Annotated in this window: 18 protein-coding genes; 5 read left to right on the top strand and 13 right to left on the bottom strand. The window is 34.7% G+C overall.

The window, feature by feature from the left end:
• Positions 1 to 8 precede the first annotated feature (8 nt).
• Both Q0U74_RS00655 and Q0U74_RS00650 read right to left on the bottom strand, forming a co-directional pair.
• Positions 9 to 779: an alpha/beta fold hydrolase gene (locus Q0U74_RS00655; protein ID WP_297391936.1), complete on the bottom strand. Its 771-nt coding sequence runs from the start codon at positions 777 to 779 to the stop codon at positions 9 to 11.
• The gene (locus Q0U74_RS00650; RefSeq protein WP_297391933.1) at positions 766 to 1,230 is read right to left on the bottom strand and encodes a hypothetical protein; all 465 of its coding nucleotides are present in this window, start codon (positions 1,228 to 1,230) and stop codon (positions 766 to 768) included. The genes Q0U74_RS00655 and Q0U74_RS00650 overlap by 14 nt, the downstream gene beginning before the upstream one ends.
• Positions 1,231 to 1,336: 106 nt before the next feature.
• Between Q0U74_RS00650 and Q0U74_RS00645 the strand changes: the two genes are divergently transcribed.
• Positions 1,337 to 1,576: a glutaredoxin gene (locus Q0U74_RS00645; protein WP_297391932.1), complete on the top strand. Its 240-nt coding sequence runs from the start codon at positions 1,337 to 1,339 to the stop codon at positions 1,574 to 1,576.
• A 32-nt stretch (positions 1,577 to 1,608) separates the two neighbouring features.
• On the opposite strand, the gene Q0U74_RS00640 is transcribed toward Q0U74_RS00645, so the two are convergent.
• The 7 genes from Q0U74_RS00640 to Q0U74_RS00610 all read right to left on the bottom strand — a co-directional run bounded on the left by Q0U74_RS00640 (position 1,609) and on the right by Q0U74_RS00610 (position 7,240).
• Entirely contained in the window at positions 1,609 to 2,514 is a 906-nt protein-coding gene (locus Q0U74_RS00640) for a hypothetical protein (RefSeq protein ID WP_297391930.1), read from the bottom strand.
• Positions 2,515 to 2,708: 194 nt separating this feature from the next.
• On the bottom strand, positions 2,709 to 3,695 hold the full coding sequence (locus tag Q0U74_RS00635; RefSeq protein WP_297391928.1) for a 3D domain-containing protein: 987 nt from the start codon (positions 3,693 to 3,695) through the stop codon (positions 2,709 to 2,711).
• A gap of 386 nt (positions 3,696 to 4,081) precedes the next feature.
• On the bottom strand, positions 4,082 to 4,711 hold the full coding sequence (locus tag Q0U74_RS00630) for a CoA pyrophosphatase (RefSeq protein ID WP_297391926.1): 630 nt from the start codon (positions 4,709 to 4,711) through the stop codon (positions 4,082 to 4,084).
• Positions 4,701 to 5,732, bottom strand: a complete 1,032-nt coding sequence (locus Q0U74_RS00625; RefSeq protein ID WP_297391924.1) for a patatin-like phospholipase family protein — start codon at positions 5,730 to 5,732, stop codon at positions 4,701 to 4,703. Before Q0U74_RS00625 ends, Q0U74_RS00630 begins: the two co-directional genes overlap by 11 nt.
• Positions 5,729 to 6,148: a large conductance mechanosensitive channel protein MscL gene (gene mscL, locus Q0U74_RS00620; RefSeq protein ID WP_297391922.1), complete on the bottom strand. Its 420-nt coding sequence runs from the start codon at positions 6,146 to 6,148 to the stop codon at positions 5,729 to 5,731. The genes Q0U74_RS00625 and mscL overlap by 4 nt, the downstream gene beginning before the upstream one ends.
• 97 nt (positions 6,149 to 6,245) lie before the next feature.
• Positions 6,246 to 6,665, bottom strand: coding sequence for a deaminase (locus Q0U74_RS00615; protein WP_297391920.1), 420 nt, complete (start codon positions 6,663 to 6,665; stop codon positions 6,246 to 6,248).
• Entirely contained in the window at positions 6,662 to 7,240 is a 579-nt protein-coding gene (locus tag Q0U74_RS00610) for a ribonuclease H family protein (RefSeq protein WP_297391918.1), read from the bottom strand. Before Q0U74_RS00610 ends, Q0U74_RS00615 begins: the two co-directional genes overlap by 4 nt.
• An 87-nt stretch (positions 7,241 to 7,327) precedes the next feature.
• Between Q0U74_RS00610 and Q0U74_RS00605 the strand changes: the two genes are divergently transcribed.
• The 4 genes from Q0U74_RS00605 (at position 7,328) to Q0U74_RS00590 (ending at position 12,325) form a co-directional block, all read left to right on the top strand.
• Positions 7,328 to 8,218 carry a fructose bisphosphate aldolase gene (locus Q0U74_RS00605; RefSeq protein WP_297391916.1) on the top strand — a complete coding sequence of 297 codons (891 nt, stop codon included), beginning with the start codon at positions 7,328 to 7,330 and terminating at the stop codon, positions 8,216 to 8,218.
• A gap of 300 nt (positions 8,219 to 8,518) precedes the next feature.
• Positions 8,519 to 10,162: a tryptophanase gene (locus Q0U74_RS00600; RefSeq protein WP_297391914.1), complete on the top strand. Its 1,644-nt coding sequence runs from the start codon at positions 8,519 to 8,521 to the stop codon at positions 10,160 to 10,162.
• A 71-nt stretch (positions 10,163 to 10,233) separates the two neighbouring features.
• Complete coding sequence (locus Q0U74_RS00595) at positions 10,234 to 11,574, top strand: sodium-dependent transporter (protein WP_297391911.1); 1,341 nt, start codon at positions 10,234 to 10,236, stop codon at positions 11,572 to 11,574.
• Between the two features lie 175 nt (positions 11,575 to 11,749).
• A complete protein-coding gene (locus tag Q0U74_RS00590; protein WP_297391909.1) occupies positions 11,750 to 12,325 on the top strand; it encodes a hypothetical protein in 576 nt (191 codons plus the stop codon).
• 42 nt (positions 12,326 to 12,367) lie between these two features.
• Here Q0U74_RS00590 and gloB read toward each other — a convergent pair whose 3' ends face one another.
• The 4 genes from gloB to Q0U74_RS00570 form a co-directional block, all read right to left on the bottom strand.
• Positions 12,368 to 13,057: a hydroxyacylglutathione hydrolase gene (gene gloB / locus Q0U74_RS00585; RefSeq protein ID WP_297391908.1), complete on the bottom strand. Its 690-nt coding sequence runs from the start codon at positions 13,055 to 13,057 to the stop codon at positions 12,368 to 12,370.
• Between the two features lie 514 nt (positions 13,058 to 13,571).
• Positions 13,572 to 15,194: a chaperonin GroEL gene (groL, locus tag Q0U74_RS00580; RefSeq protein ID WP_297391906.1), complete on the bottom strand. Its 1,623-nt coding sequence runs from the start codon at positions 15,192 to 15,194 to the stop codon at positions 13,572 to 13,574.
• A gap of 11 nt (positions 15,195 to 15,205) precedes the next feature.
• Positions 15,206 to 15,487, bottom strand: a complete 282-nt coding sequence (groES, locus tag Q0U74_RS00575; RefSeq protein ID WP_019124969.1) for a co-chaperone GroES — start codon at positions 15,485 to 15,487, stop codon at positions 15,206 to 15,208.
• A 175-nt stretch (positions 15,488 to 15,662) separates the two neighbouring features.
• Positions 15,663 to 16,265, bottom strand: a complete 603-nt coding sequence (locus Q0U74_RS00570; RefSeq protein WP_297391902.1) for a methylated-DNA--[protein]-cysteine S-methyltransferase — start codon at positions 16,263 to 16,265, stop codon at positions 15,663 to 15,665.
• Positions 16,266 to 16,276: the final 11 nt, after the last annotated feature.

The raw sequence follows: 16,276 nt of genomic DNA, 5'->3' as shown, positions 1-16,276 counted from the left end.
TAAATCTCCTAATCTAAAAATGAATTAATAACTGCGCTAAATTGCGAAAACTTGTCTAGGTAAGAATAGTGACCTGCATCTTCTAAGACCACAAGTCCAGAATTTTTTATCTCTTCTTCAAAAATCTTTGCCATGTAAAGTGGCGTTGCCTCGTCCTTATCTCCCCAAATGAGAAGGGTCTCTGCCTCAATATTTTTAAACTCTTCTCTCGTTGATTCATTTACAACTTTTACAAAGCACTTGCGCATAATTCCATCTGCTGCCTGATAATCGTCAGAGCCGTGATTTTTGTAAAACTTTTCCAAGGCTTTCTCATTACCCCCATGAGTAAGCATATATAATTTTTTTGCCGCCTTAAAGGAGTAGACCTTGGTGTAATAAGAAAGCTTTCTCTTGGGAAGAACTCCCGATGCATCAATTATTACAAGCTTGTCTATTAAGTCCTTATTTCTGGCACCTAAAATAGTTAATGTCTTGCCACCAAAGGAGTGACCGATAAAGGTCGCCCTTTTTATATTAAACTTATCCAAAAATTTTAAGAGAAATTCATAATAATCGTAGGTCCCCATGACTTCTTTTGGGTTTTCAGAGTCGCCAAAGCCTGGTCCATCATAGGCATAAACTGTATAGGATTCTGGTATGGCATTAAAAATCGGCATAATTGATTCAATATATGCGCCCCAGCCGTGGAGAATGACAGCAACTTTTTCGCCGCCCTCTCTCTTTATATATGCAGTTTTTATTCCATCTATATCAATAAAATTTTTATTTACTTTCATCTTCATCTTCTTCTATAAAAATTATGGAGCCTTCATCTTTCTTTAAATTATTTTCTTTTCCAGAAGCTTTTTCCATGAAAAGACCAGAAAAGTTATCTTCGCCTAAATTTTTATCCAAATCTTTTTTAGAATCACTTGTAAAAATAAGACTAGAACTATCCTTTGTATCAAGACCCATTTTTAGAGAAGAGATCCTTGCACTGTGCCTTTCAATTTCTCTTAAGGTCTCATCAACATCAAGATCTGACTGAATGCCCTTTAAAAGACTATACTCATGGCGACCAAGAGCTTCAAAAAGTTCAGATAATTTTCTATCTTCATTCAAAATTTCGTACTTTAGCCTTGCCATCTTCTTAATTTCCTGTGACTCACTAACGATTTTTTTCTTCAAATAATTTAAATTTTCCATAATTTCATCTACATTGCCATCGAGACTGTCAAAAAATCCCACAATATCACCTCGAATCTATGTTATTATATCAAAAAATGGCTGTTTTTTAAATACTGCCCTTGTTTTCTTTGCCATTAATTGGGTAAATCTATTTTGGAGGGATATTATGGAAAAATTAACACTTTATGTAGGAACTACTTGCCCATTTTGTAAAAAAGTTGAATCCTTTATGGAAGATAAGGGCATTGACTCTGTAGAAATAAAAAATATCGACAAGGACAAAGAAGCTCGTGAATATTTAATTGAAAAGGGTGGCAAAAAACAAGTGCCATGTCTATTTATTGGCGACAAGCCACTTTACGAATCACTGGACATTATTAAATATTTAAAGGAAAATCTAGCATAATATTTATTTAACGAAAAAAAGACAGGGAGACTTTAAAAGTTTTCTCTGTCTTTTTTATTTCTTCTCTTGTATTTATTTTTCTTTCTCTTTTTTCGCGATAGCAAAATATTTTTGCTTTTAGAAATATTGTAAGTATTTAAAAGTAAATTTAGACCGCTGCATAGAATTAAAATCTTTATGATAAATACCTTTGGAATAAAATAATTAGTCATGAAAACAAAGCTAATTATTGTAAAAATATCCACAAAATATTCCAGATACATTACCTTAGAGACAAGGGTGTTTTCTGAAAGTTTTAAATTGTCGCTAAGCACATTTATAAAAAATAAAAACATTATAAAGGTGTAAGTGACAATGGAAATATTTATGCTGGCAGTGATTATATAAGTCTGAAGCATAAAATACATTGAAAAAGTCACTAGATGTAGCGCAACTTCATACTTTTCAATTTTAAAATCCTTATTCTCGTAAAGATTATCTATGTCCCAATCCTCTCTAAGTGCCTTTAAAATTTTTGTAGTCTTGATTTTTTCACAAATCCATGAAGGCAGTAGACTCAAGACAAAAATGCTAATGACTAGAGTCTTTAGTAGGTCAAATAAATTTGCACTGATAAACCTCGTGAAGTAATTAATAATAAATAAAATTATTCCAATTAGGGCTGAAAGAGAAAGCATCTTCAAAAAAGCGATAAAAATTTCATAATTTTTGCCACTTAAAAGAAAGTTTCCGCCTTCAGTATAGGCACTGGCAAATTCGTAGGGATTACCCATTTTATTTAATTCTTTTTTTATGTCATCTTCCCTATAAATTTCGGGAAGTCTATCTTTCAAAATTTCTAAAAAATCATCCCTAGCATCCTTTTGCTTGTCATAGGGAATGTATCTTTGCAAATAATAAATATATCTATCGACGAGTTCATGTTCATTTAATTTCATAAAATCATCCTCATATATATTATAAAGTAAATAAAAGTTCTTTTAAATGGTCCAGCTTTATTTTTTTTAATTTTATAATTTCTTAGATTTTTAATTTAGCTGAAAATTTTGTCAAATTTTTTATAAAACTCCAACAAATTTTTAAAAAAATAAAAATTTTTGCAATAAAAAAAGTCCTGTTGCCAGGACCTTAATTAGTCAAGTACATATACTTTTACATTTCTTCTGCCAAACCTATTAGCCTCAGCGTTTGAATTGTAAAATAAATCAATTCTGTTGCCCTTAATTGCTCCGCCAGTATCTTCTGCTGTTGCATATCCATAACTTGCGAAACCGTCCATTGATTCGATATAAAGTTTTGAGCCAAGAGGAATTACTCTAGGGTCAACTGCAACTGCGCCAACTCTTGCACGAGTTCCCATGGCAGTTTTTGAACCAGCTGTTGGGTCATAAGCAGTAGCTTGCATTACTATTACTCTCTTTGCATTTTTCCCATTAGGAGCTTGTGTACCTTTTTTAGTTCCTACTTCTACTACTTCTTTAACTGGATCCTTTGTGATTTCACTTTTTAAAACTTCAGTTGTTTCAAGAACTCCATTTACATAAGTGTTCTTTAGGCTTTCAGTCTTTTGTCCTACTTCGCCCTTAGTAATTACCTTTTTTTCTCCTTCAAACATGTCATTATTTTCGCGACTTTCTGTTTCAAAGGGAATTTCAATTTTGTTATCAAGATTTTCTACAACAACTCTATCAATTTTAACTTCCATTCCTTCTTTTGCAATTTCATCAAGAGGAAGAGAAACTCTATCAAGTTTGTTTAACTTGATATTTAAGTTGTCAAGTACATCAGCTACTGTGTAGCCACTTGCTTCAGCTATAAGAGTCTTGTTGCCATCCTTGATGTGATAAGACTTTGGAGAAGATATAGTAATCTTCATATCCTTTTCAATTTCTTTATCAATACTTGGACTTACAAGGTCCTTATTTTTAAGTACGATGCCTTCTTTTTTCAAGAAGTCGCCTACAGTCTTTTCATATGTAAAAACTGTCTTTGTCTTTCCATTAATATTTAATTCAACATCATTTCCTAGAGCTGTGCTAAAACCCATTGTAAGTACAGACACAAAAACTAGGACGATTAAAATAAATTTCGCATTTTTAAAAATGTTTTTTCTATTCAAATACATTACCTCCATATTGCGTTACAAAGTTGTAAATTTTGTTACAATTTTGTAACTTCTTCTAACCTCATAAAAGTATAATAGAAAAAACTTGATTTGTCAATTTTTTGTAACTAATTTGTAATTCTTGTTCTGATTCCTAATATTTAGCCATTTGTAAATTTATATTATTTGTATATATTTTCTTACAAAAATAAAAAAAGCGCTAAAGCTTGAAATTTAGAGCTTGAAAAAGAAATATTACATTTGTGTTACAAATGAAATTTACTTTTTTATCCTTTTTTTATAAAAAATCCTTAAATTTTCCCTTTTTTATGAGAAAATTTTTTCCTTTTGTTATGCTTTATAAAACTCTTGAACATTATTTGTACAAAATTTCATTGAGTCTATAGGCTTATTCTTTCCACAAACCTTCTCGCCATTTTTGCAGTAAAACCCCAAATGATTTGTCCCTTGTAATCGTAAAATAAAACTTCTTCCTTTCCCCTTTTGAACTTATAATTCTCACCATTTGGGATCAAGTGGTAGGGGAAGTCCTCGCTTCTATTGACCTTTAAATTTATGGTGTAGGACTTTGGCTCAGTTTCCATAAAAAACCTTAGTGGAACTGTAAAAATACTTTCCACTTCTGCCTTTGATGGACTGATTTCGAAAAAATCTTTTTTAATTTCTCCAATGAAGGTGTAGATAATTGCAGCATAGGGATTAACCAAAAAATCGCCCTCTGAATAGATTTCTAGGTCATTTTCTTCTATTAAAAGTTCTTCGCAAGTTTCTCTAAGAGCAGCATCCCAGGGAGTCTCATTTTTTTCTATACGACCTCCTGGAAAGGAAATTTCTCCAGGTTGATTTCTAAGAGTTAAGGCTCTCTTCTCAAACAAAAGGTGAATTTCTCCCTTTCTCTTTATTAGAGGAATCATAACAGCAAATCTATTTTTCACATCTACAGGCATGGGACTTTTCTTCTGAAGTTTAGCTTTAATTTTCATTAAGTCAAAATCAGCATTAAAATCCATTTTCCAATTCCCTCATTAGTTCATCTACTGTATAAATTTTAAATCTGTCCACTTTCTTTTTCTCTGCCTCATTTTCCAGAAGCTTGTAGAGAAGTTCGTCGTATCCAAAAGTTTCTGGCAATTCTAATTCCCCTGCAATCTTTGGAGCATACTCTTCAAATATATTTCTAAGAATCTTATTGTCACTTTCATCAACTTTATCCTTTAAAATCTTATAAATGTACTTTAAACTCTCCTCTTCCTCAATGGGCATAATATAATAGTCATCGCCAACTAAGCCCTTGACTGCCCTAAAGGCGTCAAAGTATCCATTTTTTATTAGCTCATCAGCTTTTTCTGTATCAAAGCCAAGAGATGAGCCCAGTCTTTTATTGGGCTTAATAACATATTTTGCACGCTCAATATTTTTTAGAGGAAGCTCAGAAAGCCTCACAAGGACAATGTCCATGTCGTCATCAATCATTTCCATGGGAGCTGGTGATGCAAAGCCTCCGTCTATAAAATATTTGCCGTGAAGTGGCTTTAACTTAAAGAAGGGAAGATAGCATGAGGCAATGATATAATCCTTTAAAAGTCCCTTCTCTATATCTTTTTTAAAAAGTTTTTCAACTTTTAAGTCTGACACATTTACTGTGCAAATTCCAAAATCAATGTCTGAATTTCTAAGCTTATCCTCGTCAATAAATTGGTCCACAAGTCTAAAAAGTGGATAGGGAGACCTTGTAAGTTCAGGAATTTTTATGTCGTGACTTCTAAGTTTATCGACGATTTTCGTCAAAAGGTCCTCGTCTTCTTCTGCATTTTTAAGTTCATTGTCAAAGGAAGAGAAATCTAAACTTTTCCAAGCTTTAAAACACTCATAGGCGTCACCTTGAGAGAACATGGCACCGTTAAAAGCGCCAATGCTTGTACCAACAATTTTTGAAAAATTAAATCCCATTTCCATTAGGGCAAAGTAGGCTCCAACTTGGTAAGCGCCCTTTGCTCCACCACCTTCAAGAACTAAAGCCCACTCTTTCATTTTACACTTCCAAGTTCAGATGTGCAGTGTGGACATCTAGTAGCATCAATGGCAATAGTTGACTTGCAGAAAGGACATACCTTTTCTGTAGGCTCCACTTCTTTTTCTTCCTTTTTGAATTTGTCAGTAACCTTTGAAATTTGTTTTATCATAACAAAAATTACAAAGGCTATTATCAAAAAGTCAAAAACAGATTGCAAAAATATACCGTATTTAACTTCAGCTGTGCCAACAGTTACACTTAAATCTGAGAAGTTTACTCCGCCAAGAATTATACCAATAAGTGGCATCAAAATATTTTCTACAAGGCTTGAAACGATTTTACCAAAAGCTCCCCCTATGATGACACCAACAGCCATGTCCATGACATTGCCCTTGGCAATAAATTCCTTAAACTCTTCCATAAATCCCTTCATCTCTAACCTCCTAATTATTAATTTATTACAAATATTAGATACCCAGCCTTTAAATAAAAAAACCTATTAATGTAACTTAATAGGTATAAATTCGCTTTTAAATTTGTTTCAATATTATCTTATTCTTATCAATTAACTCCATTGCATAATCGTCAACTCTATAGGCTTCGTGATAATAAATGGCACAGATTCCTGCTTGTATAAGTGCCTTTGTGCAGTTAAGACATGGAAAATGTGTCACATAAGCCTTGGCGCCCTTGACAGAAATTCCTTCCTTTGCACAGTATAAGAGGGCATTCATTTCTGCGTGGATAGTTGCTATGCAGTGTCCATCGCGCATTGTATGCCCTACTTCGTCGCAGTGAGGGTTTCCCGTTACTGATCCGTTATAGCCTGTTGAAATTATTCTGTTGTCAGAATTTACTAAAACGCAGCCCACAAAGGCCCTATCGCAAGTAGATCTCGTTGCTACCATTTCAGTTATTTCCATAAAATATTCGTCCCAAGATTTTCTCATTTTGCCTCCTTTGCAAGCTTGTCTACAAGTTCGTTGTACTTGACGCCAGTATGTGCCTCAACTTTTATAAACTGCACTTGAAGCCTATCCTTAATGTCGTCGTAAAATTTTTTATAGGCTATGGTTCCCTCTTTATTTGTCTTCCAAAAGCCAAGAGCCCATGACCTTATGCCTTCGTAATCGTAATGAAGATAAATTTTTCTCTTACCAATAGACTCTGCGTATTCCATGGCACACATGGCGCCCTTTATTTCTCCAGAAACATTTCTCATGTCTGAATCCTTAAAAAATCTCTTGGAAAAGGAATATTCCTCCTCATTATTATACATATATACCCCATATGAATGACTCTTATCAGAATTTCTATAAGAACCGTCAACATAAACTATGAGTTCATCTTTTTCTGCCTGGTCTTTTTTTTCTTCTTCAACTTCCTTTATAAAGGCCTCTGCATCTTTTAAGCTAGAGAATTTTTTAAAGCTTGCTCCCTTAAAGCCCATGGTCTCTTTTTTGCATTCGTCCCAAGTTTTATATATGCCAGGATTTCTCCCAACTCTAACTGCGTAATAATTCATATTCACCTCAAAATTTTGTCATTTGTCAACTTTGTCTACTTATTATATAATTAGAAGTAATTAGAAGTCTAGACTTTGGAGGTAAAAATGAATAGAGAACAATTTGATAGAATGAAAAATGGCAAAGGCTTTATAGCTGCTCTTGACCAATCAGGTGGCTCAACACCTAAGGCACTTTTAAATTATGGGGTTACAGAAGACAAGTATTCCAACGATGAAGAAATGTTTAAGCTCGTTCACGAAATGAGAAAGAGAATTATAACAAACGAAGCTTTCATATCTGATAGAATTTTGGCTGCAATTTTATTTAAGGTTACAATGAATTCAAAAGTAGGCGACAAGTACACTGGTGACTACCTTTGGGAAGAAAAGGGCATAGTTCCAATCCTAAAAATTGACGAAGGTCTTGACGCCGAAAAAGACGGCGCTCAACTTATGAAGCCTTTCAAGCACCTTGACGAACTTCTTGCAAATGCCAAAGAAAGAAATATTTTTGGAACTAAGATGCGTTCTGTTGTAAAGGAACTTAATGAAGAGTCAATTAAAAAAGTTGTTGAACAACAATTTGACTACGCAAAGAAAATTTCTGCAGCAGGATTTGTTCCTATTATTGAACCAGAAGTTGACATCCACGCTAAGGATAAGGCTGCTATCGAAGAAGTCCTTAAAAAATATTTAATTGAAGGACTAAAAAAACTTGGCAAGGAAAATTATGTAATGTTTAAGTTGACTCTTCCAGAAAAAGAAAATCTTTACGAAGATTTATATGACTTTGACCAAACTGTTAGGGTTGTTGCCCTATCTGGCGGCTACTCAAGAGAAGAAGCTAACGAAAAACTTAGAAAAAATAGGGGCGTAATTGCATCTTATTCAAGAGCCTTAACTGAAGGACTTAATGTAAATCAAAGTGACGAAGAATTTACAAAGATGCTTGACGACTCTATAGAAAAAAATTATTCAGCTTCAGTTGAAAAATAAATAAAGACGAAAAGATCTCCTTTATTGGAGATTTTTTTATTGGAAAATTAAAAAAAACCAAAGATTTTTTCCCTTAAAAATTTATTTATTGGGAAACTTCTATTATTGACTTTGATAAATCGGTAATGTAAACTATTTCTTAGATAATACATATTATCTTGGAGTTCTGACCGCTCATCAAGAAAGAAATTTTTAAAATTTTGATAACCGGGGTTCTCTATAGGATACTGTCCGCTAGTCGACTTTTGTCGATGACCGGGGTTCCTCTATAACTTTTTTATTTTTATATGGAGGTTTTTTATGAAAAAGTATCAATTAGATGTACCTACACCACATTCCTACACTTATGTTACAAAGAATATTCCAAATGTAACTGTGGAACAAAGAGAAAGAGCTCTTAAGGCTACTCACTACAATGAATTTGCTTTCCCTGCAGGAATGTTAACTATCGATATGTTATCTGACTCAGGAACTACTGCCATGACAGATGTTCAATGGTCTGCAATGTTTTTGGGTGATGAATCCTATGGTAGAAACAAGGGCTACTATGTCCTACTAGATACCTTTAGAGATGTCTTCGAAAGAGGCGACGATCAAAAGAGAATTATTGACCTTGTAAGAACTGACTGCACTGATGTTGAAAAAATGATGAATGAAGTTTACCTTTGTGAATATGAAGGTGGACTATTTAACGGTGGCTCCGCTCAAATGGAAAGACCTAATACTTTTATCATCCAACAAGGCCGTGCAGCTGAATCTGTTTTATTTGAACTTGTTAGAAATATTTTAAATGGAAGAGAACCTGGAAAGACTTATACAATTCCTTCTAATGGACACTTTGACACAACTGAAGGAAACATCAAGCAAATGGGCTCTATCCCAAGAAACTTATACAATAAAGAACTTTTGTGGGAAGTTCCTGAAAATGGTCACTATGAAAAGAATCCATTTAAGGGCAACATGGACACAGAAAAGTTGGAAGAATTAATTGAAAAATTAGGACCAGAAAATGTTCCTCTAATTTATACAACTATTACTAACAACACAGTTTGTGGTCAACCAGTTTCCATGGCTAACATGAGAGAATGTTCAAGAATTGCTCACAAATACGAAATTCCTTACATGTTTGATGCTGCAAGATGGGCAGAAAATGCTTACTTCATAAAAGTTAATGAAGATGGCTATGCTGACAAATCAATCCCAGAAATCGCTAAGGAAATGTTCTCTTATTGCGACGGTTTTACTGCATCTCTTAAAAAAGACGGACACGCAAACATGGGTGGCGTTCTTGCCTTTAGAGATAAGGGCTTATTCTGGAAGAAATTCTCTGACTTTAACGAAGACGGATCAGTTAAAACTGATGTTGGAATTCTTTTAAAGGTTAAACAAATTTCTTCCTACGGCAACGACTCCTACGGTGGAATGAGTGGTAGAGATATTATGGCACTTGCTGCTGGCCTTTATGAAGCAGCAAAGTTTGATTATCTTGATGCCCGTGTTAAACAATGCGAATACCTTGCACAAGGCTTCTACAAGGCTGGCGTAAAGGGCGTTGTACTTCCTGCTGGTGGTCACGGTGTTTACATCAACATGGACGAATTTTTCGACAACAAGAGAGGACCAGAAACTTTTGCTGGTCAAGGTTTCTCTGTTGAATTAATTAGACGCTATGGAATTAGAACTGCAGAACTAGGCAACTATTCAATGGAATATGACCTAAAGACTCCAGAACAACAAGCTGAAGTAGCCAATGTAGTTCGTTTCGCAGTAAACAGAAGTCAACTTTCAAAGGAACACATGGATTATGTTATTGCAGCTGTAAAGGCTCTTTACGAAGATCGTGCAACTATTCCTAATATTAGAATAGTAAAAGGCAAGAACCTTCCAATGCGTCACTTCCACGCTTTCCTTGAAACTTATGAACCTTCTGAAGATGAAAAATAAGTTTTAATTTTTTAATTTAATATTAAGAAAAGCCCCTTGCAAGAGGGGCTACCCTATTAAGGAGAATGACTATGGATAATAACTTAAAAGCTCGTGATGGTTTTAAAAGTAAATGGGGTTTTATACTTGCTTGTATAGGCTCTGCAGTTGGTATGGGTAATATTTGGAGATTCCCTATAATGGTTTCTACCTATGGTGGAATGACTTTTTTAATTCCATATATAATATTTGTAACTCTTATAGGTTCTACTGGCGTAATTTCTGAAATGGCACTGGGAAGATCTGCTGAAGCTGGTCCAGTTGGCGCCTTTGGAAAATGCACGGAATTAAGATGGAATAATAGAAAACTTGGCGAAATAATTGGACTTATACCAGTAGTAGGCTCCCTTGCCCTAGCAATAGGTTACACTTGTGTAATGGCTTGGATTTTTAAGTACACTTTCCTTTCATTATCAGGCGGACTTTATGCTATGGGTCAAGACATGGATGTAATTGACGGAACTTTTGGACAAACAGCCTCTGCCTTTGGCGCAAATATTTGGGTCATTGTAGCAATTATTGCAAGCTTTGTCATCATGGTAATGGGCGTATCTGGCGGAATTGAAAAGGCAAACAAAATTATGATGCCTGTCCTCTTTGTTTTATTTGTAGGACTTGCAATTTACATCTTCACCCTTCCAGGTGCAGCTAATGGATATAAATACATCTTTACAGTAAACCCAGAAGGATTAAAGGATCCAAAAGTTTGGATTTTTGCCTTTGGACAAGCCTTTTTCTCCCTATCAGTTGCCGGAAATGGAACAGTAATTTACGGCTCCTATTTACCTAAAAACGAAAGCATTCCATCCTCTGCAAGAAATGTTGCAGTCTTTGATACTCTTGCAGCTCTACTTGCAGCCTTTGTAATTATCCCTGCCATGGCAACAGCAAATGCACCTCTTGATACTGGTGGTCCTGGATTAATGTTTATTTACCTAGTAAATGTATTTAATGGCATGGCTGTAGGAAGAGTCATTGGTATTATTTTCTACATCTGTGTGCTCTTCGCAGGCGTATCTTCAATAATAAATCTTTACGAAGCACCAGTTGCCTATTTGCAAGAACAATTTAATTTTTCAAGACCAATTGCAACAACAACTATTCATGTAATTGGTTGTATTGTAGCTATATTTATTCAAGCTATAGTAGGCGGTTGGATGGATGTAGTTTCCATTTACATCTGCCCACTTGGAGCAGCCCTTGCAGGCATAATGTTCCTATGGGTTGCAGGAAAAGATTATGTAATCCCTGCAGTTAGTCAAGGTCATAGAAAAGAAATCGGCGGATGGTATTATCCACTTGCAAAATATGTATATGTAACAGCTGCCATAATCGCCCTAATAGCAGGCGCAAAATTTGGCGGTATCGGTTGATATAATATAAAAAAAATAAGTGTTGGCATTTTTGCCAGCACTTTTTTTGACCTACAATTTATTTTATATTCTCTAAAATAAAATTTCTAAATTAAAAAAAAGTTCTTGTATGTTTTTTTGTGTGATATTATGTTATTAAGGTAAAGTATAGTTTGTGAGTTTAGGAGGCAAGATTATGAAAAAGAAATATCTCATTATTTTATTGACACTTCCCTTAATTTTTAGTGGCTGTAAAAAAACAAATAGCGAAAGTGGAAATTCTAGTGAAGAAGCACCGAAAAATTCTACTCAAAGTGAACAAGTCCAAGCAGAAGACACTTCAGCTAAAGAAAATCAAGATAATCAAATTGAAGAAAAGTATAATATTGTGGCACTAACTAAAAATATTTCTATTATTTTAAAGGAAATTGACTATGAAAATGTTGGTGGAGTTGTAGAAGAAGCAAAGGACCTTTATCCAGATGCAAAAATTGTTGGAAGCGAAAAAAATCCAAATACAGATGTAATCTTTGAAGTCTATCCAGATTTAATTCTTACAGATTCCAAAAACCACAGTGATATTTTATCAAAAATGGATGATTATAATTTTAAGAAACAATGTCGCTCTATGACTAACCCTCTTTCTTCTGCACCTAGTTTAGAAGAATATATTTACGCTTTCTGCAAGGAAATAGATTATCCTAAGTATAGTGAAGAAAACCCTATACCAGAAGATTTGCTAAATAAGATAGAAAAAGAATTAAATCAATAAAAAATTAAGCTCTGGGTCAGCTTATGATCCAGAGCTTTCTCTTTAAAAATTATCCTTTTTCTTTCTAAATTGGATAAATTCATCTAAGTCCCTTGCCAAGAAGAAGGGATTTATTTTTTTCTCCTTGCCTATAGTTGATGGAAGAGTGATCTTATCTTCTTCACGCAGTTTTTTTACTCTATCATATTCACTGTCTAGGTCTTCATTTGAAATGACAGACCTTGCAAATTCTAAGTTGGCAAGAGAATATTCATGAGCGGGATAAACATAAGTGTTTTCATCTAAGTCCTTTAATTTATTTAGTCCTTCATAGGCTTTTTTGTAGTCCTTAGTAAAGACCCTGCCGCAGCCAGCAAGAAAAAGGGCATCGCCGCAAAATAATTTGTCTTCCACTAAATAAGAGATGTGGTCTTCTGTGTGTCCTCCAGTTAAAATGACTTTAAAAATTTCACCAAGAATTTCAAATTCATCGCCGTCTTTTAAAGTTATGTCGTTATATTCTTTTGTTTCAAGTGGTCCGTAGACTTTCGCACCATATTTATCCTTAAGTTCTTTAACTCCTCCCACATGGTCCATGTGCTTGTGAGTTAAAAGAATGTAGTCAAGTTTTTTATCCTTTAAATAATCTATGACAGGGCCAGCGTCGCCAGGGTCCACAACAAGGACTTTTCCATTTTTTTCCATAGCCCAGATATAATTGTCATTAAAAGCTTTAATATAGTTAATAAACATATTCCACCTCATAATATTATTACTCTTGTTGTGAAGATTTAAACGTGAGGAGTGACTTTGTTTTGCTTTAAAAATTTGTTATTTTGATGGATAAGATTTTTCATCAGGTCATGCGTCGCTATCGCTTGGCTTCAGTGTAAAGATAAAATAAAAGACAGCCGCTTTTTGTGACTGTCTTTGTTTAGGTTGTTTTCTGATTTACAATCCGACTCACTCGACAATGCTCCCTGTTCGGTCGCATCGTCTTCGTTCGCTGGATAAGATTTTTCATCAGCTCCTGCGTCGCTAACGCTCGCATTCGTAGTGAAGACATTTAAAAAGACAGCCGCTTTTTGTGACTGTCTTTGTTTAGGTTTTTTCTTTATTTACAATCCGACTCACTCGACAATGCTCCCTATTCGGTCGCATCGTCTTCGTTCGCTGGATAAGATTTTTCATCAGCTCCTGCATCGCTAACGCTCGCATTCGCTGTGAAAACCAGAAAAACCGAGACTCGTCTCGGTTTTTCTTATCATTACATCATTCCCATGCCTGGATTCATTGGAGGCATTGCTGGTGCTTCTTCTTTTATGTTTGCTACTGCTGCTTCTGTTGTCAAAATCATTGATGCTACGCTTGCTGCGTTTTGTAGGGCTGATCTTGTTACCTTTGTTGGGTCCACTATTCCAGCCTTTTTCATGTCTACATATTCTGACCTATATGCGTCAAAGCCAATGCCAGCTTCTTTTGTCTTTACATGTTCTACTATTACTGAACCTTCTAGTCCTGCGTTTTCTGCTATTTGTCTTAGTGGTTCTTCTAATGCCTTAAGGATTATATTTGCGCCAGTTTTTTCGTCTCCTTCTAATTCCTCAACTACTTTTGCTACTGCATCTATTGAGTCGATTAGTACTGTTCCGCCACCAGCTACAATTCCTTCTTCTACTGCTGCTCTTGTTGCTGCAAGGGCATCTTCGATTCTTAGCTTTCTTTCTTTAAGTTCAACTTCTGTTGCTGCTCCTACTTGGATTACTGCAACTCCGCCAGAAAGTTTTGCAAGTCTTTCTTGTAATTTTTCCTTGTCAAATTCTGAATCTGATTCTTCTATTTGATTTTTAATGTGGGAAATTCTATTTTCTAGTTCAGATTTTTCCCCTGCGCCATTTACTATAACTGTAAGGTCTTTTTCTACTCTAACCTTTGATGCGGATCCAAGCATTTCAATAGTTGCATCCTTAAGGTCTTGACCTAGGTCAGATGAAACAACTTGTCCGCCAGTTAAGATTGCTATATCTTGTAGCATATCTTTTCTTCTGTCGCCATAGCCTGGAGCCTTTACTCCAACTACATTTAGTGTTCCTCTTAGGGAGTTTACAACTAGTGTTGCTAGTGCTTCGCCGTCAATGTCATCTGCTATGACTAAAAGTGGTTTTGATGCTTGAAGCACTTGTTCAAGTAGTGGCAAAATTTCTTGTATATTTGAAATCTTTTTGTCTGTAATTAAAATGTATGGGTCTTCTAATTCTGCAACCATTTTGTCAGAATCTGTCACCATGTATGGAGAAAGGTATCCTCTGTCAAATTGCATACCTTCAACTACATCAAGACTTGTCCCCATGGATTTTGATTCTTCGACAGTGATTACGCCGTCGTTGCCAACTTTTTCCATTGCTTCAGAGATTAGCTTTCCAACTTGTTCATTGGCAGCTGAAATTGATGCAACTTGCTCGATTGCTTCCTTAGAAGAAACTTCTGTAGAGAAGTTTTTGATTTCTTCAACAGTTTTTTCCACTGCCTTAGCAATTCCCTTTTGTAGAACCATTGGGTTTGCGCCTGCTGCAAGGTTTCTCATTCCTTCTCTAATAATTGCTTGAGCAAGAAGAGTAGCTGTAGTTGTACCGTCACCTGCAACATCATTGGTCTTTGTAGCAACTTCCTTTAAAAGTTGTGCGCCCATGTTTTCAAATTTATCTTCACATTCAATTTCTCTTGCAATTGTAACACCATCATTTGTAATAAGTGGTGTGCCATATTCCTTGTCTAAAATTACATTTCTACCCTTAGGTCCAAGTGTAACCTTAACTGTATCTGCAAGAGTATTTATTCCTTTTATTAAGCCCTTTCTAGCATCTTCTGAGAATTTAATTTCCTTTGCCATGTTATCACTCCTTATTCAATAACTGCCAAGATGTCTTGGAATTTTATAATTGTGTACTTTTCCTTGTCAAGTTCGATGTCATTTCCTGCATATTTTGAGAAAATAACCTTGTCTCCAACTTTTACAAGACCCTTCATGTCTTCATCTGTATCTAACTTATTTCCTGTTGCAACAACTTCTGCAATATTTGATTCTTCCTTGGCTGATGATGGAAGAACTATGCCTGAAGCAGTTGTTTCTTCTTTTTCAATTTTCTTGATGACGATTTTATCGTCAAGTGGTCTAAGTTTCATCTATATTAACCTCCTTATATTTAGCACTCACTAATGTCTTCTGCTAATACATATATGATAATACATTGGAAAAATTTTTTCAAGGGATAAAAGTAATAAAATATTGTAAAATTTTCTTTAAGTAATTTGCGGAGAGAATTTTTTAAAATTCTTCTTAAAATTTTTGAATAAAAAATTATTCGTGATTTTTTGGCATGAAAAATTTATTAACATCTATGCCCTCAAGCTCAAGAAGCTTTAACTTTCTAACAAGCCCTCCTGCATAGCCAGTAAGAGATCCACTTGTCCCAACAACCCTGTGGCAAGGGATGATTAGAGAAATAGGATTAGCCCCCACTGCACCGCCTACTGCCTGAGAAGACATTCTCTCATACTTTTTACTTGCCATAAGTTTATTTGCTATGTCTTTATAGGTAAGAGTCTCGCCATAGGGAATCTCTAGTAAAATTTTCCACACATCTCTTCTAAATTCTGTGCCTCTTAAATTTATTTTAGGAGTGAAATTTGGCTCTAGGCCAGAAAAATATATATTAAGCCACTTTTTTGTCTCTTCTAAAATTTTATTTTCGCAAATTTTATTATTTTCTATTTCTGACTTATTATTAAATTTTTCTACTCCATTAAAAACTTCTTTCTCATTAAAATTTTTTACCTCTTCATCCTTTATAAGGTCATGAAATTCTTTTTGCCCTTCAAAGTAAAGTCCAAGAAGAGTGTCCTTATCAAAAAGGATTAAAATTTTCCCCAATGGTGAATCGTAAATACTTCTATAAAGCATAGAACCTCCAA

Origin of the sequence: uncultured Peptoniphilus sp. (assembly GCF_946998875.1) — a bacterium.
Lineage (GTDB): Bacteria > Bacillota > Clostridia > Tissierellales > Peptoniphilaceae > Peptoniphilus_A.
The sequence above is the reverse complement of the archived record's forward strand: the minus strand, read 5'-3'. Positions and strand labels throughout refer to the sequence as shown.